Source organism: Bradyrhizobium sp. SBR1B (genome assembly GCF_014198205.1).
Classification (GTDB): Bacteria; Pseudomonadota; Alphaproteobacteria; order Rhizobiales; family Xanthobacteraceae; genus Bradyrhizobium.
Genome location: NZ_JACIHC010000006.1, coordinates 107,084 through 130,203 on the forward strand (window position 1 = coordinate 107,084; position 23,120 = coordinate 130,203).

General features: G+C 65.7%; 5 protein-coding genes. 3 read left to right on the top strand and 2 right to left on the bottom strand.

The window, feature by feature from the left end; all coding sequences use genetic code 11:
- Positions 1 to 7: 7 nt before the first annotated feature.
- A complete protein-coding gene (locus GGD61_RS17820; protein WP_183230951.1) occupies positions 8 to 17,005 on the bottom strand; it encodes a leukotoxin LktA family filamentous adhesin in 16,998 nt (5,665 codons plus the stop codon).
- A gap of 69 nt (positions 17,006 to 17,074) precedes the next feature.
- Entirely contained in the window at positions 17,075 to 17,824 is a 750-nt protein-coding gene (locus tag GGD61_RS17825) for a hypothetical protein (RefSeq protein ID WP_092256230.1), read from the bottom strand.
- Between the two features lie 292 nt (positions 17,825 to 18,116).
- On the opposite strand from GGD61_RS17825, the gene GGD61_RS17830 reads away from it, so the two are divergent.
- From GGD61_RS17830 to GGD61_RS17840, 3 genes are all read left to right on the top strand, one after another.
- On the top strand, positions 18,117 to 19,148 hold the full coding sequence (locus GGD61_RS17830) for an ABC transporter substrate-binding protein (RefSeq protein WP_183230952.1): 1,032 nt from the start codon (positions 18,117 to 18,119) through the stop codon (positions 19,146 to 19,148).
- On the top strand, positions 19,145 to 21,838 hold the full coding sequence (locus tag GGD61_RS17835) for a hybrid sensor histidine kinase/response regulator (RefSeq protein WP_092256235.1): 2,694 nt from the start codon (positions 19,145 to 19,147) through the stop codon (positions 21,836 to 21,838). The genes GGD61_RS17830 and GGD61_RS17835 overlap by 4 nt, the downstream gene beginning before the upstream one ends.
- 219 nt (positions 21,839 to 22,057) lie before the next feature.
- Entirely contained in the window at positions 22,058 to 23,017 is a 960-nt protein-coding gene (locus tag GGD61_RS17840) for a c-type cytochrome (RefSeq protein WP_246785951.1), read from the top strand.
- The last annotated feature ends 103 nt before the right edge of the window (positions 23,018 to 23,120 follow it).

Below are 23,120 nucleotides of genomic sequence, written 5' to 3' on the forward strand. Positions count from 1 at the left end.
AATCCAATTACCATGCCTGTGCGAGACGGCCAACGGCCGGCTTCGCCGATTCAACCGCCGCATCCTTCCAGCCCGGACGTCCCGCACGCTGCCCCTTCTGGTGCAGCTTGCGCATGTCGCTGAGCCCTTCGATGTTGACGGCGGGGCCGGACCCGACGGCCTCGACCGGCCGTGGCGTCAGCAGCGCATCGAGCCGCGCCTGACCGGAGAGACCGAGCAGGTAGAACGTCCCCCCATCCTTCTTCGCGAGCCAGGTCTCGATGCTCTCTTTGCCCTCGCCGTCGACCGAGATGTTGCGCGCCATGCTGGCGCCGGTGAAGACATTGCAGCAGGTGTGGGTCGGGCCGTAATTGGTGACGGTCGCCGAGACGTCCCCGGTGTAGAACACCACATAGGCGTTGCTGATATTGGCGTTGCCGGTCTGGCTCATCGTGAACACGCCGCCCGGCTGGTAGAGCTGGAGCGTCGGCCAATTGGACGGCGCCGGCGTACGGTTGTTCAGGAGTATCTGCTGGGTCGCCGTGGTGAGCATGAGCTGGCCCGGCACGTAGCCGTTCAGGATCGAGACAGCCGGCGCATCGGTCCAGAAGGTCGCGTCCACCACCCTGAACTGGTTGACGATGATGTGGTCGGGATCGATCGAGATGTTGGCGGACTTCGCGACGCCGCCGTTATAGCCGGTGACGTTCAGGATCAGCGGGACCGCCGGGTTCGAACGAATCTGCTCGCCCTTGACGTTGATGGTATCAGCCGCGAGGTCGAGCTCCCGCACGACGCTGACCCAGTTGATCGTCAAATCACCCGACGAGGTCATCTTGACGATGTCGCCGCTGATCCGGTCGAGCGAGACCGGTCCGACCACATCGAAATGCGTGTCGCCGTGCGCGGAGATCGATCCGCCGCGGAGCGAGCCCGTGTCGGACTTGATGTTAAGATCGCCGGCATCACCGGGGATCCCCGTCGTGGTGAGTTGGCTGAAGACGACGTCGTTCACGGCATGCAGGGTCTGCGTGCCGCCGCTGATGGCGGTGCCGACGGTGATCCCTCCGGTCGTCGCGGTGACGTCGAGCGTGCCGCCGGCGTTGAGATTGTCCCAATGAACGACCGTGCCGCTGAGGACTGCGTTGCCGGTCGAGGCCGTGAGGTTATGGCCGGTGTTGGTACCCGCCGCGATCAGCCTCGCCGAGCCGTGGGCCGAGACCGAGCCGAGTGTCGGCACGCCGCCTGACATCACCGTCTGCGCGAGGATGAAACCGTTGTCCGCGGTGACGTTGATGCTGCCGGCATCACCGTTGATGCCCGTCGCCGTCAACGCGTTGAAGCTGACGTTGTCGTGGGCGCGGATGGTCTGCGTGCCGCCACTCTGCGCGGTCTGGAAGGTGATGCTGCCCTGGCTCGCCGTCGCGCCCAGCGTCGTCCCGACGTTGAGCGTGTTCCAGTTGATCGGGCCGCTATTAGCCGTCAGCAGGCCCGAGCCGGTCGTGGCGGCGAGCGTGTTGCCGGTGATGGTCGTGGCGGCGAGCAAGCTCGCCGAGCCGTGGGCCGAGACCGAGCCGAGCGTGGTCACGCCGCCCGAGGTCACGGTCTGCGCCAGGATGAAGCCGGTGTCGGCGGTGACGTTGATGTTGCCGGCATCGCTGTTGACGCCAGTCGCCGTCAACGCGTTGAAGCTGACATTGTCGCGGGCGAGAATGGTCTGCGTCCCCCCGCTCTGCGCGGTCTGGAACGTGATGCTGCCCTGCCCCGCGGTCGCGCCCAGCGTCGTGCCGACGTTGAGCGTATTCCAGTTGATCGGGCCTGTGGCCGTCAGCAGCCCCGAGCCAGTCGTGGCGGCGAGCGTGTTGCCGGTGATCGTCGTCGCCGCCAGCAGCGTCGCCGAGCCATGGGCCGAGACCGAGCCCAGCGTGGTCACACCGCCCGAGGTCACCGTCTGCGCCAGGATGAAGCCGTTGTCGGCGGTAACATTGATGTTGCCGACGTCGCCGCTATTGCCGGTGGTCGCGAGCGACTTGAACGTCACGTTCTGGGTCGCGTGGATCGTCTGCGAGCCGCTGCTGTCGGCGGTGCCGATGACGATGCTGCCATTGTTCGCCACAGCGCGGAAAGATCCGCTCGCGCCGGTCGCCGTGCCCGCCATCACCTGGTCGAGCGTCAATCCGCCAGTGCCGATGATGTCCACGCTGCCCTTCAGCGCGGATAGCAGGCTCACCTCGGTGTCGGTGAGAACCTTGACGTAGATGTCGCCGGCACTCGCGCTCGCCGACAGCCGCGCGGCACTGACGGTGAACCGGCCGGTCGCGCTGCCGATGCCGTTCGAGGCGCCCAGCGCGAGTTCGGCGCCCGCGCCGGAGGCGATGAACCTGGTCTGGCCGTCGGCATTGTCGATGATCGCGCCGAGCGAGGCGACGCCGCCAGCGGTGACGATGATCGACGGGGTGTTCGAGGCGGCCGCATAGGACAGCGACGAATTCAGCTGGCCGATCGTCGCATCGCCCGTGGTCGTCACCGAGATCAGCCCGGCCGCGTTGATGGCGGAGTAAGCGCCCATCGACAGGGTGGAAGCCACCAGCGTCACGCCGTCCAAGCTGCTGGTCGCAACCACCGGCGCCGCACTGGTGCCGGCCGCGAAGGTCATGCCGCGGTTGGCGAGCAGCTGCATCAGGCCGCCGCTGGTGATGGCAGTATTGATGGTGAGCGCACCGCGCGCCGCGCTCAGCGTCAACGCGCCGCCGGCCGTCAGCGCCCCATAGGGACCGCTCGTGCCGACCGCGAGATCGCCGGTCACCGCGAGGATGCTGAGATCGCCGACCGCCGAGCCGGTCACCGCGCCGGAGATGTTCACCTGCAGCGGCTGGAAAGTCGAGCCGTTGAAGCCGATGCTGCCGCCGGCGCGCAGGTCGAGGTCGGTGCCGAGGATGTGGATTGCGGAGCGATCCGTGAAGCCGGCTTCGGCGTAGATGCTGCCGGTCGCGGCGAGCTGGATCGCATTGCCGGCGGCGATGTTGCCGAGGATGAGATCGCCGGTGGTCTGCTTCACATAGATGCCCTGCGCCGACGAGACCTGGTCGAGCTGGTCGTTGCCCGGGTCGGCAAACGCGATCTGAAGCGCGTTCGCGTTGGTCGCGGGATTGCTTCCGGCCGCGCCGGGCGCGCCGACATTGCCGCGCTCGGCAATCAGGGTCAGGTTGGCAATATCGCCTGAAATCACGGCGCCGGCCACATTGGCGGAGATGTTGCTGACGGCGTCGAGCTTGACGTCGCCGCGGCCGGTCACCTGGATGCCGTTGGCCTGGGCGGCCGTGATCGGGCCGTAATTGGCGGTGACGCCGCCGAGCGCGAGGCTGTTCTTGCTGCCGAGATAGACATTGGTCAGCGCCTTGGCCGAGATCGCGATCGGGTTGTCGACGACGACGAGGTTCTGCTGCGACAGGCTGACCGTATAGGTCGTAACATGGGTCGTCGGGTCCGTCACCGCGCCGACGGTGAGCTGGCCGGGACCGGCCGAGGACAGCAATGCCCGCTGCTCCGTCGTCAGCGAGGAGGCATCGACACTGGTGAAGGTGAAGCTCTGAGGCGCCGCCGAATTGCCGACCGAGCCGCGCGGCGCGTAGAGCATGATCTGGTTGGCGCTGATATTGGCGACGACGTTCTCGTCGATCGGCGGCGGCGCCGCGCCGATCGAGGACGACGAGACGGTGTAGGCCAGCTGGCTCTGCGTCCACTGCGCACCCGCGGTGATGATGCCATAGACCCGCTCGGTCGATGCCAGCGTGTAGCTGTAGCTCGCATTGTACGTGTTCAGCGCGGTCTGCAGCGCGGTGTTGGTCGGCATGCGCTGGTTGGCGGTCGAGACGCCGTCGAACAGCTTCGTGAACAACGTCGTCGACAACGAGCTGCCGAACAGCGTGCCCAGCGGATCCGAAGGTGCGGTGCCGAGCAGGCTCGTCAGCGAGGTCTTGAGCTCGTCGGTGGTGATCTTGCCGAGCAGGAACTGATCCCGCAGGAACCGCGTCGTGGCCTCGGTCTTCATCTGCGTCGTCGTGACATTCGCGGGGTCGATACCGAGCTTGGCCGCCACCTGCGCCCGCAGCACCGTCTGCCCCACCGAGGTCGGGGCGTAGGTGCTGCCGTTCGGGAAGGCGATGTTCTTGAGCTGGAAATAGTCGTTGTAGGCTGACGTCACCATCGACTGATAGCTGTTGACGGCGTTGGTGGCGGCGTTGCCGCTGAGCAGGTCGAGGCTGGCCCAGACGTCCTGCAGATGCTGGCTCTGCGCCTGGGTGAGACCGACCGCCGCCCGGCCGTTCAGGATGCTGGCCTGGTTGCCGTCGGAGCCGGCGGCCTCCAGGAAGACCGGGCCGCCGGTCGACTGGATCGTGCCGAGCCGCAGATCACCCTTGGACTGGATGATGTAGGTACCGGTGGCCGAGGCACTGTCGAGCACGCCGCCATCGACGGCGCCGCCCGCCTGCACCGTCCCCGTCGCCTGGATCACCAGCGGATTGATGTTGGTCAGGGTGGAGGCGTTGTTGACGACGGCGCTCGTCGCGCCGATCGCACCGGAGGTGGAGTTGATCTCGATGTTCTTGCCGATCACGACGGGTGTCGCGACGTTGTAGGCGGCGGCCGAGTTGATGTCGCCGGTCGCCGAGAGGAAGACGCTGCCCTGCGGCGTGGCGCCCGCCGAATTCACCTTCACCTGGTTGATCGACAGCGCGCCGACGGCCGAGATCGCGATGTCGCGGTCGATCGAGCTGGCGGTCAGGCTGCCGCCATAGAGCTGCACCTGGACGGGAGCCTTGGTGGTGCCGAGCGTGCCGATGCCGCCGTCACCCCGGAGCGAGACGCTCGTGCCCGAGATCACCGGGTTATTGGCATTGGCGCCGACCGTGATCGACGAGTTGACGCCGGTGGCGGCCAGCGTCGTCGTTCCCTGCTGGTTGTTGATCGACCCGTTGATGACGATGCCGGAGGTCGAATTGACCACGACGTCGCTGCTGCTGCCACCGGTGAACTTGATGTTGATCGGGTTCGACGCCTTGACCGTGTTGGTCAGCGAGAGCGTCAGGTGATCATAGATCGCCTGGTACCAGTTGTACTGGGCATCCGCGCCGCAGCACGCGTTGGAGTGGGTGTTGAGTCCAACGGGGCTCCCGTCCGGGTTCACGCCGCCCGCCCAGTGATAGCTGCCGGTGGCGGTCGTGACCTTCTGGTAGTTGGTGCTCTGCACGCCCGAAACCAGGCTGGTCGTGGTGGTCCAGTTTGCCCCGGTGGCCTGATTGGGCGTGAACTGCCAGCCGTAGTCGAACTGCGTGCTCGTGGTCGGACGATCGAGGGTCGCAGTGTCGACCCATTGATAGAGCATGTTCTCCTGCGTCGCGTATTGGATGCCTGCCGTACCGGTCCTGGCTGTAAGCATCGACGGGTCGATCGCGGCCGCGTTGACGCTATTGACCTCGTACTTTGAGACCTGTTGGTTGCTCGCCGCCTTGGGATCGTAGACCCACCACGTCGTTTTCCCTTTCAGCTGATCGACGATCTCGACCACGCTTTGGGCGGTGGCGCTGGTATTGATGGTATTGGTGACCAGCTGGAGCCCGCTGGTGTTGTTGACCGTGACCGTGCCGGCGCCGCCCTTGATCTCGATGTTTCCCTGGGTCTGGGTGCTGTCGGTCGAGGTCGAGATGATCTTGCCGTTCAGATAGACGTAGCCGCCGGCGCCCTGCGCCACGCCGTTCAGGATGAGCTGGTCGGTGAGAGCGTTGTACCTGACCCCGATCTTGGCGTCGCCGCTGGCCGACGCCGTCACGGAGCCGGAGACGTCGTAGTAGACGCCGTTCCGCGCATTGGCCTGGGCCGCGGCAAAGTCCGCGCCGTCGTTGCGGTTCTTGAGGCCGTTGCTGCCATAGATGGCATCGTACGCCGCGGCGCCGATGTTAACCGAGTAATTGCTGCTCGAGCCGGCCTGGATGGTGCCGTTGATGTTGATCACCGACGCCGAGATGATGACCGCCTGGCCGGTGATGGTCCGGGAGGCTGTCGCGGTGGCCGGCGAATTCGCGGTCTTCGGCGTGATCGCATCCGGCTGGATGTTGATCACCTGGAAGAAGCCCGAGCTGTCGCAGGCTGACGCACAGTTGAATGGCGTCTTGTACGGACCGCTATCGGTGTAAACGTTTCGGCCGTCATAAGTCGTTTTCTTCCACTGCGCGAGCACGACATTGGTCGAGTCCTGCGACTGCCCCTCGATGATCTTGAGGGTCGCGACGTCAGGCACGCTGCCGGCATCGGGAGTGCTGGTGTTCCCAGGCGTACCCCTGCCCACCGGCAGGAAGATCGACGAATAGAGCGAGGTGCCGTCGTAATACGTCATCAGCATGCGCGCGGTGAAGATCGTGCTGGCATCGGCGTTGCCGACGGGTTGATAAATGCCGTGGCTGCCGTCGGCGCAGCAGTAATAGAAGTATGGATGATCGGCTCCGGAGCCGATATGTGGAGCGGTATAGTAGTCACCGTAGGCGCCGAGATAGGTCGCCGCCGTCATCACCGCCGTCAGCGCGTCTTCCGGCCTGTTCTCGGTGCTGGCCCATTGCGAGGTGACCGCGCTGCCGCTGTCGTAGAAGCTGCCGACGCCGCCGAGGAAGGTGAAGGTGCCCTTGGGCACGACGATCTGCACGGTCGCGGCGCTGAGCGACTGCGATGCGACGACGCTGCCGAGATTGTTGATGATCTTGAGCAGACCGTTCGCGTTGCTGACCGCGCCATTGAAATAGATGTCCGGCGTGCGGGTCAGCACGTTGCCGTTCTGGTCGATGCCCTGGCCGCTGTCAGGATCGAGGCGGTTGTAGGTGGCCGAGATGTCGATGGTCGGCGAGGCGCTCGGCATCGCGGTGAAGGTCACGTTGGAGTGCGAATCCGGGTCGACATGGTCGGTCTGGCGATAGGTGATGTTGCCTCCGGTCACGTCGGTGACCGTGAGGTTGCCGAGGCTCATGAAGTCGAGCCCCTTGTTCTCGATCTTGATCAACGGCGAGCTACGCGCGATGACCGCGGGCGCGGCCGGGTTCGAGCCGCTGTTTCCGGTCAGCTTCTGCGCCAGGATCGAGACGTTGCCGGCGGACACCAGGATGTCGCCGAACGCGAAGGCGTTGCCGGGCGCGTCGGAGGTGAACGGCGCCTGCTTGATCAGCGTGTCGATCTGGCGCTGGATGTCGCCGGTCGGATCGGTGCCGGACGGCGACATGCTGGCGGGCGACGTCGGCGTCGCCGCTGCAAGCTGGGAGCGGACCTGCGCCTCGGTCAGGCCGGTCAGCGACGCCAGCTGGTTGACCACCAGCTGGTAGGGATTGAAGTTGCCGACGATGGCGTACTGGACCGTCTGGTGGTTCCAGCTCATCACCGGGCTGAAGTGGTTGACGTCGGCGACCGACTCGAGGGTCAGCGCGGAGTAAGGGCTCGTCGTGCTCAGCGTCGGCGTGCTCGCGCCGAGCTGGATCGTGATCGTCACGTCGTTGTTGATGCCCGCCACCACCAGGCCGTTGAGCGCGACATCGCCGGTTCCGCTGGTATGGCTGTGGTTGTCGCTGTTCTTGGCGCTGAAGATGTCCAGGTACGGGTTGTAGTTGCTGCCGTTGCCGACGGCCGTGACCTGCCCCTGCGTGGCGCCGAGATAGATGTCGCGCGCCCCGAGGATGCTCGAGGTGGACGCGAGTGTCAGGCTCGTGGTGTCGTCGGCATTGGCCGTGCCGCGGTACAGGGTCGAGATCGGAATGGCAGTGTTGTTGTAGACGACCGTCGTCGCCGTCGCCTGCACGCTGCTGAAGACGCTGCCGTCGCCGGCAAGGCCGGCATAGATGTTGATGTCGCGCCAGGCCACGATCTTCGCGTTGGCGCCGACGTTGACGGACTGGTTGGCGTGAACCCAGCTGTTGGTGCTGGCGCCGACGCCCGCGATCGCGCCATAGAGGCTGGCATTGGCGTTGTTCGCCGCCGCCATCTTGGCCGCCGTGCCGACATAGATCTTGCCGGCGCTGAACAGCTCACGGGCGTTGATGTTGACCGCGAGCGTGGCATTCGCCGTCATGTTGGATTCAGCACCACCGCCGGCGAAGAAGCTGGCTGTGGCGAGACTCGCGGTGTCGTTGGTGTTCAGTGTGTTGTAGGCCTCGATGTTGATCACGGCCGTCGAGGTCCTGGGATCGTCGTTGAGGCTCAGCACCGTGCCGGCGCCGATATTAGTGGTGACGTTCTGCGTCACATAGGACTCGCTGAGCGCGGCCGCCCCCGAGAACGAGCCGCCCGAGCCTGAACGCGCACCGCCGCCCGCCTGATTGACGACGTCGTTGGCGATAACGACCATGTCGCCGGCCGCCGAGTTGATGATCAGATGCGTCCCGACTTCCGCCGTGGTGGTGGAATCGACGTCATTCCTTGTCTTGCCGGCAGACACGCCGGCCGTGGAGGCCTGATAGGCGTCGCCGCTCGCGAGGTAATTCGTGGTGTGCTTGGCGTCGATGCGGAAGCCGCCGAAATAGAGCGTGTCGTCGGTCGAGCCGCCATCGAACCGCGCATTGGTCACCGCGGTCGCGTCGGTGGTGGCGACCGCCGCCGCGCCGGCATAGGTGCCGCCCGCGCCGACCTTCGCGTTGGAGACATTGGTGTCCGTGCCGGTGGCCTTGATCCAGAGGACGCCCGTGTAATTGCCGTGGCTGAGGAAGTCCATGTCCGCGGGCGCACCCAGATAGGCATAAGTGTGCGCGCTGGACGAGGTCTGCGCGACGGTAGCGCCGAGCGCGAGGAAGCCGCTCGAAAGGCCGGTTGCCTCGGCGTATTGGGCACTGTCGTTTTCAGCTTCGATGGTCACGTTGGCGTTGGGCAGCCTGATCCCCGTTCCGCCATAGGCGTTGACGGTCGCGTTCTGCGAGGCCTTGGCGTAGCTGCCCTGCGCGCCGATCAGCGAGCCGCCGCCGCCGGCCAGCGCCTTGGCCCAGGTCGTCGTCCCGCTGGTCGGAACCAGCGCCTTTGCGCTCACGTCGAGCGCGCCGCCCGAGAAGCTGACGGCGTCGCCGACATCGGCGGTCACCGTGGCCCCGACCGTCGACTGGGCGATGGCGATGCCGACGGCACCGCCGCCGACCGAAACGCCGATCGCCTCGCTCGACAGGTTGGGCGCGATCGCCGCTGCCACCAGCGTGCCGATCCCGGTCGCGGACGTCGTGATCGAGGCGCTGGCGCCGATCTCGGCCAGCACCGAGGAGTTCTCGGTGGCCTCCGCATCCGCACCTGTACCGGCGATAATGCCGCCACCGAGGGCGGTTGCCGTTGTGCTCAAGGTGCCTGCGCCGGCTGCGCCAATCAGCAATTGCGAGGTGTTGATGGTGGCGCCGTCAAGAACCCGCGCTGCGACCGAGCTGTGCCGGCTTGCCGTCGCCACCGAAGCGCCGACGGCCGCGGCACCGGCGGAGACGCCGCCCGTGAAGACCACCTGGGTCGTGGAATCCTGCGCCATGACGGCAGCACCGGTCCCGCCGGTGCCGTTAACATTGCCGCCGAGCAGCGCCGTGACGGTGTTGGTGACATTGCCGACCGCCACGGCGGCCTGGGCGCCGAAGTAGAGAGCTGCCCCGCCGGCGATCGCCTCGGTGTCGATGGTCTTGCCGCTATAGGGACCGGTGTTGGCGTCCTGGACGACCGCGGCGACGGAGATTGACGGCGCCACGACAGCCAAAGGCGTATCCGCGGCGACCAGCACGCCGGAGCCGTTGCGTCCGTAGTCACTGAGATTGGCGAGCACGGCGCTGTTGACGCTGGTGTAGCCGATGCCGGCACCAATGCCGACGTTCTTGGCAAAGCCCGCGCCCAGCAGATACATCTTGGCCGCATTGGCGCTGGTCGCCCCGACATTGACCTGCGAGCCCCTGATGTTGCCGCCCGCAATCTGCGCGACCACGACGTCGCTGCCGCCGCTCAGCACATTGCTGACGTCGTAGGTCGAGCTGACATTGGCGCTGTTCGGATTGCCGGCGGTGCCGCTCGCGACGGCGCCACTGCCATGCGTGGTGCTGGTGCCGCTGTTCACGGACGCGATGGTGCCGCTGCCGCCCTGATTAAGTTGGCCGGTCTGTTGGCCCTGGGTGTCGGCGTCGGCGGTGTTGGTGCCGATGATGATGACGCCGACGGTCGCGCCGATGCCGACGCTGCCGCCGATGCCGGCGGTGACCGCGTAGGACAGCACCTCCTTGGTGCTGAGCGCATTGACGTTGATCGCGCCTGACGAGTTCAGATTGCTGTTCCAGCTCTCGGCGACGGTCCGGCTCTTGAACACGATGACGTTTGCGGCTGCGCCGACGCCGACGCCTCCCCCGCTGGCGCCGACCGCGAGCGCACCCGCGATCTCCTTGATCGCCACGTCCTCGTTCGCATTGATCGTCACCGCGCCGGCTGTGCCGCCCGTCACCCCTTGCAGCGTGGTGTCATAGACGCCAGCGATGGTGGTGTTGTTGGCAACCTCGATGTTGGCCATGCCGGCGATCGCAGCCGTGCCGGTCGAGAGCGCGCCGCCGATCGCATAGGCCTCGAAACGGTTCTTGGTCTTGGCCTCGACGTCGATCGCGCCGCTCAAATTGAGCGCGGTCGTGTGCGCGGCGCCATTGCCCTGATAATGGAACTCGTCGCCGACATAGGCCTCGGTCCGGTTCGAGGAGACCTGGACCAGGAACGCCGCGCCGATCGCGGCCTGGCTGCCATAGGCACCGGAGCCGTTCGCGGAGAAGATGCCGGTGTTGTTGGTGGCGTTCACCGTCAGTGACGCGGCCGTCAGCGCGCCGCCGTCGACATAGGCTTCCGTGGTCGCCTGGAAGACGTTCAGCCCGACCGAGCCGGTGTTGAAGCCGATCGCGATCGAGGACGCATCCTGCTCGGCATTGGCCTTCACGGTGACGGCGCCGACGGTCGCGCTCGACGACTGGACGCCGCCGACCGTGGCATTGGTGATGAAGGCCAAGGTCTCGCGCGACATCGTCGTCGAGATGATCGTCGCGCCACCGCCGCCGCTGCTGCCGTAGGCGATGCCGGCACCGAACGCGCCGGAATAGGAGAAACTGGACGCGGCGACCTCGATCTGCGGCGCCAGCGTCGACGAGGCCAGGCGCGTGTCAATGGCCGCGCTATCGATATAGGCCCTCGTTGCTCCGCTCATCACGTTGGTGATGGGATTGATCATGATGGCGATGCTGGAGCTCGCAGCAAGCGAGGCGACGTTAGTCACGACCGCCTGGTGCGAGCTCGCGACCACGGCAAGGCCGCGCACGGTGTCCTGGTTCTCGGAGAGGTCGGGCGTGGTGTCGGTCGGCGCGTGGGCGGTGCCGAGATCGAACGCGTGGACGAGCGTGCCGTTGTTGACCGACAGCGTATCGGACGAACTGGTTCCGAGCGCATCGACCTTGGTGTTCGCCCCGCTGATATAGGCCGCGGTGGTTCCCGTGATCTGGTTGGTCACCAGCGAACCTGCGCCGCCGGCCGCGCCCTTGCTGATCGACAAGGCGCCGGCGAACACGGCCGCCTTGTCGTTATTGCCGGCGATCACGCCGACATTGTTGGTGGCGGTCACGTCGGCGCCGTTGATACCGTTGGTGCCGGCAGCGGTGATGCTGGCGGTGACGTTCGTTCCCATCAGGTTGGTGGCGACCGAACCGGCGAGGCCGACCTGCGAGGACATGGCAACGCCGACGGCAACCGTCGAGATGCTGGCATTCGAGTTCGCACCGACGGCAACGCTGCCCGAGGCCGTCAGCTTGGAGCCGGTGACGCCGGCGCTGACATTGTTGGCAATGCTGCTGTAGACCAGCGCGAGGCCCGCGGCGCTGCCTTGCGTCGAGGCGCCGGCGATCGCGGCGGTTCCGGTGATGCTGGAATTGTCGGTCGCGTTGACGGAAATGTTCTTGGCCGTGACGCTCGACTGCGTCATGCTGGACAAATTGTTTCCGATCGCCGCCGAGACCGTGTTGGCGATCGAGCTGATCGTCGTGCCGCCGACGCCCGCAAACTGTCCGGTCGCAAGACCGAAGCCAATCGTGACCGCCTGGATATTGGAGGAATCGACCGCGCTCACGCTGACAGTGCCGTTACTGCCGGCCGTCATCAGGACGTTGGCGATAGAGGCCGAATGCGTCGTCGCGATCGTGTTGTAGACGATCGAGGCGCCGACATTGTTCTTGCCGGCCTGGATCAGGCCCGCAACGGAAACGATGCTCGCGCCTGGACCGTTGCCCGTGCCGTCGTTGAGCGCAGCCGCGCTGAAGTCGATGCAATTCTGCCCGCCCGTGCCGCCGGCGACCGTGCAGGTGTCCGTGGCGAGATGATTGTTGTTCGACTTCTTGACGAGATTGCCGAGCGCAGTGTCCAGCGCCGACACCGCGCCGCTGTCCGCCAGCACCGTCACGCGGCCGACATTGATGCTCACCGTCGAGCCGCTGTTGATATAGGCCGTCGTGGTGGGCGTGATCTCGCTGACGACGACCGCGCCGGCAAGACCGTTGGACCCCGCCCCGCCCGAAGCCGCGCCGGCCGCAATCACGCTGGCGCTGTCGGCCAGCACCAGCAGCGAGTCGTAGTTCGAGATCGAGGTGCTGCGGATATGCGCGTCGGTCGCGTTGCCGCCGGTGGGATCGCCGATCGACGCATAGGTCAGCCCGATGCCGACGCCGGCCTGGCCGCCCGAGATATAGAGCGAGCCGCCGCCGATCGCGATGTTCGTGGTCTGATAGGCGTCCACCTCGAGCGCGCGGTTGACGCCGCTCGCCGGCCCCGTGATCGTCGAGCTCTCGATATAGGCGTTGGCGCTGTCCGTGATGATGCCGACGGACGCCGACAGCGACGCCGCATTGGATTTCGATCCCGCCACGCCGATGGCGACGACGGTCTCCGAGCCGCCATTGAGCGCCTGCACCGTCACCGAACTCTGGTTGTTCAGGGTGGTGCCGTAGATGTAGGCGAGCGTCGCGTTGTTCGACATCGCCGCCGCGATCGCGCCGCCGATTGCGGCGCCCTGGGCGGATGCCCCGGCCAGATTGAGCGCCGCCGAACCGGAACCACTATTGAGCATGGTGTCGTTAAGTGCCTGAACGATCGTGTTGGTCGTGACGGTGCCCGCCGTCGTGTACTTGTTGACCGTCGTGTTCCTGATATAGGCGCTGGTGCCGAGCGCGACGTCGTCGATCGCCGAACTGCCGGCGAGATCGATACTGAAGCCGTCAGTGCTCGATCCCGAGGTCGAGCCGATCTTGCTCGCGGCCGTCGCCGCGCCGGCGGCCCCGCCGGTCGCACCTGCACCGGCGGCTCCCGCCTTGTCCGAGAAACTGGAGGCCTGCGGCTCGGAGATCGAAGCCGCGACCGCGGCGGTCGTGATGCGTCCGGAGGTGGTCGCGCTGAGCGTGAGATTGTCGACGTTGACGACCCCGCTGCCGCCGCCATTGCCGGCGAATGGATCATCGGCGCTGAAGGGACCGGGCCGGATATCGGAATGATTGTCGCCGATATAGGCCGACGTGTCGGTGTTCGCACCGAGATAGGCGACCGCCAACCCGACTGCCGAACCGCCGCTGGTGTTCCGGCTCATTGCGCCGGCCAGCGTGATGACCGATAGGTCCTGCTGCGCCAGGATTCCGACCGTCGGAGCGTACACGGTTGCCTGGCTCGATATCGACGCATGGGTCGTGTTGTTGAGGAAACCGAGCGCGGTGATGCCGTTGAGCGCCAGTGCGCCCGCAGCCTTGCCGGACGTCGGGGCGACGGCAATGAACTGATCAGCGGTGATGGCGTTGACGGCGATATCGTCCGCCGCTCGCACCGTTGCGCCGTCCGAAATGCCGGCGATGGTCCTGGTGTTGAACTGAACGAGATTGAGCGCGCCGCCGACCGCGGAGCCGCCCGACGTGTTGCCGGACAGGAAGCCGAGCGTACCGACATTGCCTGCCGCGTCGATCGACGCCATGGTCGTCGTCGCTGCGACCTGCAGGCTGGCGTTGTAGGTGTGGACGTCGCCATTATCCATGCCCACCGACCAGCCGGTGCCGCTGCCGCAAGCCGCGGCCGCGCAGGTCGTGGTCAGGTTCGCACCGCCCGCGACCCAGGCCGTCGTGTTGTTGTTCACAACGAAATGGTTCAACGAGCCGGCGATGCCGATGGTATCGCCGGCATCCGCGGTGGCGTTGGCGTAACTGGTTAGAATGTTGCCGCCGACACCGAGATTGCCGTTCAGGTGGCTCAGCACGGCGCCCAGGCCGTCCCATTTCAGCCAGGAGTTGGTGATCGGCATCTCGGTGGTGGCATCGACAGCGATATTCGCCGCGTTGATCAGCGTTCCGCCGCCGATATAGGCGTTCGAATTATGCGTGAAATTGCCCCAGGCGACGGCCGCGCTGATCGCCGTGCTCTCACCCGACACCGGGTCCTTCGTGATCGCGCTGGACGTTGCATTGCTGCGAACGCCGCGATCGATGACGTTGCTGGCGACAGCGACGTTGCCGCTGGCATAGATGCTCGGCGCGCCGCCACTCGGATTCTGCGCGATCGCAGCGGTCGCGCTCTGGGCACTGTTGGCCAGCGACAGCGCGCCTGCGACCTTGAAATCGAAGCTTAGCGGCACCAGCGATCCCATGTGGTCCCTGATGATCGACGTCGGCGAGGTGACGGAGCGCAGTCCTCGTTCGATCGCCGCAATCAGCGCGGGCAGACCGGCGATGGACGAAGCCATCGTGGAATTGCTTGTGGTGTCGGACGTCGCTTCGACCAGAACGGAGCCGTTCATCCGGTTGTTGACGTCGGTTCCGAGCGATGCGCCGAGCGTCGCGGTCGCAGACGTCGTGATGTCGCTAATGGCGAACGCCCCGCCGACGGCGCCGCTCGCGCCCGTCCCGGGCGCCGCTACCGACGTTGCGCTGGTCGAGAACGAGTTGTTGTTGATCGCGCGCACCTTCAGGGTGCTGCCGCTCGTATTCACCAGACCCGCCGCAAGATGCGCGCCCGTCTCGACGTTGGCGGTCGTCGTCACCGAGCCCTTCGAATAGGCCACCGTCGGGACGATCTGCGCGCTCGTCGATGCCGCGAGGGCGGAGACGGCAATGGTCGCATCGTTGAGCGCCTTGATCTCGAGGTTGCCGCCGGCGTTGATCGTCGCGCCCGAGGCCACATTGGTCGTGACGTTGCCGTCGATCTTGCCGACGACCACACCGGCCGCGACCGGCGTGAGGCTGCCGAGCAAGGTGCTGGCGACCGCCGGATCCGACGCCGTCTCGGTGGCATGCGCGGAAATGGTGACATCGCCGCGACCGTTGATGTCGGCATGGCTGTTGATGTTAATGGTCGCCGTGGCGCTTGCCGCGACATAGCCGCCGTTGAGCCCGAGCAGCGAGGCGGCAAGTGTCGAGCCGACAAGGGCGAAATCACCGGCCACCGAACCGTTCAGGAAACTCGATACCGCCGTCGAGGTCGCGGAGATCGAGATGATGCCGCCGGTGATCTTGCCGTCGACCGTGATCGACGTCGCGGCGGTGGCTTGGCCGGACAGCTTGATGTCGCTCGCCGTTGCCGTCAGCGTGACGTTGCCGTCGGTGTAGCTGGTCCCACCGAAATTGACCGACTGCGCCAGGATCTGCGCACCATTCTTGATATCGATGTTCGGCGCGTCGATGATGACGTTGTTGGCATTGCCGGTCGAATGGCCGGAGCCGTCGAGGCGGCGGGCATCGATCAGCGCATGTGCGGCGAGTGTGATCGAATGATCGGCTTGGATGAGGTAGTTGGCACCGGCGCTGAGCCCGGCGAGCGCAGCCGCGACGGAGCTGTTCGAAAGCGTCACGCCGGTGTCGCCCTGGGCGGCATCGCCGACGACCAGGTCGGTCGGATCGATCAGCAGCGTGCCGGCCTTGCCGTTCTCCGCGCTGAGCTTGACCTTGATGCCCTGACCGACGTCGATGATTCCGTTCGCGCTGAAATCGACCAGGCCCGCATTGCCGGTCTTCGCGCTGGCGTTGAACCTGGCCCCGCCCGCCACAGTCAGGTTCTGGGCCGCCTTCAGGCGGATCTCGCCGGCATCGCCGGTCTTGCTGGCGATGTTCAGCCTGGCGTTCTTGCCGATATCGATGTTGTTGCCGGCCTGCACCGTGATGTTGCTCGGCGTCGAGGTCTTGCTGTGCGCGGTCAGGCGGCCGTTGACGCGAGCGTTGTTGACGGCGCCGATATGGATCGAACCGTTGCTGACGGTGATCGAGCTGGCGCTGCGCAGGCCCTTGGAATTGACGGATGCCGCGAACTTTGCGGCGTGGTCGAGATTGGCAATGTCGCGCTGGGTCGCGCCGCCGACGAAGACGTTCTGCCCGGTCAGGCGCACGCCGTCCTGGGCATTGACGCGGCCGTAGATGCGGATGTTGCCGTCGGGCGAGACCGGGAACGAGCCCGCCATGAGATTGCCGACCGCCGTGCCGTTGATCGCGCCGCCGGGACCGATCAGGCTGTCGGTGAACTCGCGCGTCGGGGTCGAGACGTTGAGGCTGCCGACATTGACCACGCCGCTGCGGTCGACCACGAACCCCTTGGGGTCGGCGAAATAGACGTTACCGCCGATCGCACCGTTCATGTAGGAGTTCAGCGTGCCGTTGACGTAGACCGGCGCGTCGCGAACGATGTTGACGAGGTTTCGCGTCCCGGTCGGCAGTTGCAGGTTGACCGTATTGCCCTGCCCGACGCTGAACTGCGAGAACGAGTTGAAGGCGTTGTTGCCCGAGACCGTCGACGTCGTGACGTTAGTGACGCTGCCGGAGGTCTGAAGGCTGGTCCCGGTCCGTCCATCGGGGACGATGACGTTCGCCGTCTGCGCCTGAACGCGGACGCTGAACACCGGCAGGAAGACCATCTGCATCGCGCAGAGCAGCGACATCGAACGAAACCGCGCCAGCCGGCGCAGCGTCGTCAGTTCGTCATTGTCTCGCGCCGCAGATGGTCCGCGCATTTCAGATCCTTGTCATCGGCATTGGCGCCGATCCACAACCGGGTGGGAGAATGTCGTGCGATCCCGACATCAGAACTGGCCGGGCGGCAGCTTGAAGATGTCGGGGCTCTTGGCGTCGGCCACGTAGAACAGCAGCAGGCTGGTCGGCGTCAGCACACGCTGGTTGTTCTCCTTGTTCTCGAACGTGCCCTGGAGCAGCAGGATGACCGAGCGATCCTTGGCGTCGCTGCCGCGGAACATCACGATGCCGCCGGCGACGGGCATGTTGACGGCGATGGAGTCTGGCTTGAAGCCTTCGCCCATGAAATGGGCGCGCAGGATGTTGGCGTTGGAGAACAGCTTCTCCGGCGTGATCGCCGCGTCAGTCCCCTTCGACCAGACCGCGCCGACCTGGATCAGCGACTTCGACTTGTAGCCGAACACGTAGGAGAGCTCGGCGGTGCCGCCGTTCGGCAGCAACTCCGGAACGGACAGCAGAATGCTGTGCGTCAGCTCGGACGCGTTGTCCTGCGCCTTGATGGCGTCGGGCTTGGCGTTGAAATCCTTCGTCATCGCCGCGCGCACATCGGCCTCGTTCATGCCGAACTTGGCGGAGCGGAAACCATCGATCGCCTTGATCTTGTCGTCCGCGGCCGGTGTCTCGGCTGAATTCGCCCCGGCGGCGACGGACGTGCCGGCTGCAGCGGGAGCGCCGGCCGCGGCGGCCTTGGGTGCCGGCGCAGCCTTCTGCTTCGGTACGGCGCCCTGGGCCGCGAGCGGTCCGGCTGCAATGGAGGTGAGCAGGCCGACGACGGCCGGAATGAGATAGATTTTGCGCATCGAAACCTTCGAAAAAACTGAAACAACGCTTCAAAAATCGGCAGCTGCGAAATCACCTTCCGCGAACCGTCGTCGCAACCGAGACGGAAAATGTTGCAACGCGACAAGGCGTTACAGGGCGTCACGAAGGAGACAGCGCTCGAAACAGCGACTCTTTGGCAGCGTAGGAATACGGTATCGGGCTGCCAAACGCTGCGAATGAGCATTCATAAGCGCATTTTTTCATCAATTGTGGATGCCGGCCGTTCGCGCTAAGCATCCGCTCCGGGGCAAGCATCATGCAAAGAGTTTCATGACCGAACGGCCTTCCGCTCTCGCGGTCGATCGCCGCGGGTTCATTCGCCTTGCGGGCGCAACTGCCGCGGGATGGGTCGCGCTCGGCGCAACGTCGGATCGCGTGCGGATCGTCGCATCGTTGACCGCATTGCCGCTCGACGACGAACTGACCCGGCGGAGCCTGATCGACAGCACGACCTCCCGCCTCGGTGGCCTCGTCGCCGGCTTGAGGCAGCGCGGCTGGGTCGAAGGCGTCAACTTTCGCCTTGAGCTCCGTTCGACCTTCGGCGGACCGGACCGGCTGAAGGCCGCGATTCAGGAATTGCTGGAGCTGGAGCCGGACGTGATCCTGACGGGGTCGACGGTCGAAACCGCGGCGGTCCTTGCCGCCACCAGGACCATCCCGATCGTCTTCGCGACCGCCAACGATCCCGTCGGCAATGGCTTCGTCGAAAGCCTTGCACATCCCGGCGGCAACGTTACCGGCTTCACCAACAGCACCGCCGAGATGGGCGGCAAATGGCTGCAGCTGATCCGTGAAGCCGTGCCCGACCTCGCGCGCGTCGGTATCCTGTTCAACCCGGCGACCACCCCTCGCGGCGGGCGTTTCTTCCTCGACTCGATCGAGCAAGAGGCGGCCGGGTCCGGACTGTCCGCAATCCCCGCCCCCGTCAACACGCCGACGGACATCGACGAAGCCGTCAAGCCCTTCTCCGAGCCGCCCAAGGCGGCGTTGATTGCGCTGGTCGACAGCTTCCTGGTCGTCAACCGGAAGGCGGTCGTTGGGGCGGCCGCCAAGTATCGCGTGCCCACGGTCTATCCATTCCATTACTTCATGGACGCCGGCGGATTGATGAGCTACGGGCCGACGCTGGAAGTGCGCTCGGCCGACTATGTCGATCTCATCCTGCGCGGCACCAAGGCCGGCGACCTGCCGGTGCAATCGCCGCGGAAATACGAGCTGCTGATCAACCGCACGGTCGCCCGCACGCTGGGATTGACCATACCATTCACGCTGCTCGCGCGCGCCGACGAGATCCGCGAGTGAACGAAACGGTCGACCAGGGACATTTGCGAACGCCTCCCGGCCGGCTGTTCCGCAAATATCTCTACTCGATCGTCGCCCTCGCCTTTGCCGCGCTCGCCATCAACACCGGCTTCGACGTCTGGTTCTCCTATCGCGAGCAGAAGCAGCTTCTGGCGGCGACCCAGCGCGAGCAGGCGGCGTCCGCTGCGATTCAGATCGGCCAATTCATCGGCCAGATCGAAAACCAGATCAGATGGCTCTCGCGCCTGCCGCCGGAGCTGTCGACCAATGAAGACGAGCGCCTGAACGCCATCCGTCTCCTGCGCCTCTCTCCGGCGATCGCGGAAATCGCCGAGCTCGACTCGCACGGGCTTGAACAGATGCGCGTGTCCCGCCGTGTGGCGGACAGGATCGGCAGTAAAGCCGACCTCTCCGCCTCGCCCGCCTTTCGCGGTGCCAATGAAAGCCGAGCCTATTACGGGCCGGTCTACTTCTTCGGCGACACCGAACCCTTCATGACGCTCGCCACCCGCGGAACTGGCCGCAATCCCAATGTGATCGTCGCCGAGGTCAATCTGCGTTTCATCTGGGACCTCGTCGCCGGGATCAGGGTCGGCAACACCGGCAAGGCCTACGTGGTGGACCGCACGGGAGTCCTGATCGCGCATCCCGATTTGTGGCGGGCCCTGCAGCGCAGCGATCTCTCCGGCTATGCCGACGTCCGCGCCGCGCTCGACGGCGTGGGGCCGCCCTCCGGCGGCCTGGTCAAGGAGGACCTGTCCGGTCAGCGCGTGCTGTCGACCTATGCAACGGTCCCCTCGCTCGGCCTGCTGGTGTTCGTCGAGCTGCCGCTCAGCGAAGCCTATGCGCCGATCTACGCGTCGATTGGCCGTTCCACCTTTCTCCTCGTCGTCCTGCTGGCCGGTGCGGTGCTGGTCTCTCTCTTTCTCAGCCGGCGCATGACGGGGCCGATCCAGCTCCTGACGCAGGGCGCACGGCGGATCGGGAGCGGCGATCTCGGCCTGCGGCTCGCGATCAAGACCGGTGACGAGCTGGAAGCGCTCGGCGACCAGTTCAACCGGATGGCCGCGCATCTGCGCGATTCCTACGCGACGCTGGAGCGCAAGGTGATCGAGCGCACCTCCGAGCTGGAGAAAGCGCGCGATCAGGCCCTTGCCGAGCACGATGCCGCCGAACGCGCGCGTAGCGCGGCGGTGGCGGCCAATGAGACCAAATCGCGCTTCCTCGCCGTCGTCAGCCACGAACTGCGCACGCCGCTGAACGGCGTCATGGGCGTGCTGCAGCTGCTCGACGACGGCAAACTGGGCGAGGCGCAGCGGCGCCACCTCACGACTGCGGCCGCATCGGGTGAGACGCTGATCGCGCTGGTCGATGCCATCCTGGAATATGCGCGCCTGGAGGCCAGCGCCGAAACCCTGGAGCCGCGTAATTTCCGCCTCGACCAGCTGATCGAAACGGCCGCCGACCTGATGCGGCCCCAGGCCTTCGGCAAGGGACTGACCTTCGACCTTGCCTGCGATGCCTCGGTCAGGACCTCGGTGCACGGCGATCCTGTCAGGCTCAATCGCATCCTGCTCAATTTGATCGGCAACGCCATCAAGTTCACGCCGTCAGGCGCGGTCGCCGTCAACGCAGCGGCCGAGCGCCGTGACGGTCATGTCCTGCTGCGCGTGACCGTTCGCGACACCGGCATCGGCATCGCCCCCGACATGCATGAGCGGATTTTTGAGGATTTCGTCCAGGCGGACGACAGCATTGCGCGGCGGTTCGGCGGCACCGGCCTCGGACTTGCAATCGCGCGGCGCCTCAGCCGTTTGATGCGCGGCGAACTGACGGTGGAGAGCACGCCGGGCGCGGGCAGCACGTTCACACTCGAAGTACCGCTCGATCCGGCCGCCAGCGGCATCGCCCAAGGTGCAGTACAGCCGCCAGCGCGGCGGCTTCGCGTGCTGCTGGTCGACGACGACCCCGTCAATTGCGAGGTCGGCGAAGCCATGCTGAACCGGCTCGGTCATCATGCCACGATCGCCAGAAACGGCGCCTCGGCCACAGAGCTTGCCCGCGATCAGGCGTTCGACGTCATCCTGATGGACCTGCACATGCCCGACATGGACGGCGTGGAGGCGGCATCGCGGATCGGCAAGCTCGGCCTGCCGAGAATGCCGCGCATCATCGCCGTCACCGCCGACGTGTCCTCCAGCGCGCGCGAACGGCTCGCCGAGGCAGGCATTGTCCAACTCGTCAGCAAGCCGATCCTGATCAACGCGCTGCGCGAGGCGATCGAGGACGACCCGGAGGTGGAGCCGGCCGCGGCGCAACTCGCTGCAGGTGCGTTGATCGACCGGCATTTCCTCGACGACCAGAAAGAACTCCTGGGCGCGACCCAAATCGCGAAACTCAACCAGCTTCTCCAGCAGACGAGCGAGCAACTGATCGGCGATATCGTCAAGGCCGCGGACATTGGCGATCACGAGAAGCTCGCGCGGTCCGCCCATCAGCTCGGCAGCGCCGCGAGCGCGCTCGGCCTCGTTAGCATGTTCGAGCGCTGCCGCGAGATCGAGCTGGCGGCAGCCACGATGTCTCCACCCGAGTGCCAGAGTGCCGCGCGTGAGCTCGCTGCGCTGCGAGCAGCCTCGATGAGCGCGCTCGACGATCTGCTCGGGCCCGCCGAGCAGCGGTCGGTCAGCTAGAATTGCTCAGGTCGAGCTCTTCGCGTTTGACCCTGAGCAGACCAAGACGGCTGAAATCGCACATTGACGTCTGCGAGTCCCCGGCGTTGAATGGTGTTTTCGATGTGGCGGAGGAGCTGCGGCGTCCCGTCGCCCGACAAGCGATCGGTTAGCCGCTCCTGATCTTCGCCTTCGGGAAGTACAGTTTGGCTTCACCGACGCGCTGGGAGGTCGAGAGCCATGAGATTTCCAACTGCTCTATGGGTGTTCTCGTTGGCATTGCTCACCGCGTCGGGGGCGCGTGCGCAAATCCAGGAGGGCCCGCCAGCATGGGCCTACCCGGTCAACCCGCCCAATTTTCAACGCACGCCAGACGATGGCACGATCAGGCACGTTCCTGACAGCGCCGCCGGTTTTACGCTCACGCAAGTGCGCGATCTGTTCGCCGCGCCCGACTGGCATCCGGACGATCATCCACCAATGCCAGACATCGTGGTGAGGGGGAGAAAGCCAGAGGTGTTCGCGTGCGGCGTCTGCCACCGGGCAGACGGACCGGGCGGTCCTGAGAATGCCAGCCTATTTGGCCTCTCCGCGGAATACATCATTCAGCAAACGGCGGAGTTCAAGACGGGCCTGCGCACGAACTCCGCGCCTCGCGTCGCCACCGACCTGATGATCAAGTTGTCCAAAGCGGTGACAGATCAAGAACTCGCAGAGGCGGCAGCCTACTTCGCCTCCATCAAGCCGAGATCGAATATTGTCGTCGTTGAGGCCGAGGCGGTGCCAAAAACACAGGTGAGAGACCTGTTTCTGGCTCCGCTGGACGGCGCCGAGAAAGAGCCCATCGGCCAGCGCATCATCGAGATACCGGAAAACGTTGAACACTTTGTCAGCCGGGACTCGCGCGCTCGTTTCATCGCCTACGTCCCGGTAGGCAGCATTCAGAAAGGACGGACGCTGGCAACGAACAGCGATCCGCGCGTCCAGTGCGGGACCTGTCACGGTGCTGACCTCAACGGGACTGCCACCGCGCCGGGGCTTGCGTCCCGTTCGCCCACCTACATGTTCCGGCAGCTCTATGACTTCAAATCGGGCGCGCGGAAGGGCGCCAATAGCGAACTCATGAAACCGGTTGTCGAGAATCTCAGCGTCGACGACATGATCGCGCTGGTCGCCTTTTCAGCGTCGCTCAAGCAATAACATTCTTCGGGGGCTGTGCAGAATGGGCCAGCCGGCGCGCTTGGCGCGGTCGGTTCTTCGGCAGGTCGCCCGGCCGGCAATCTGCCGCCGGCCGGGCTAACGC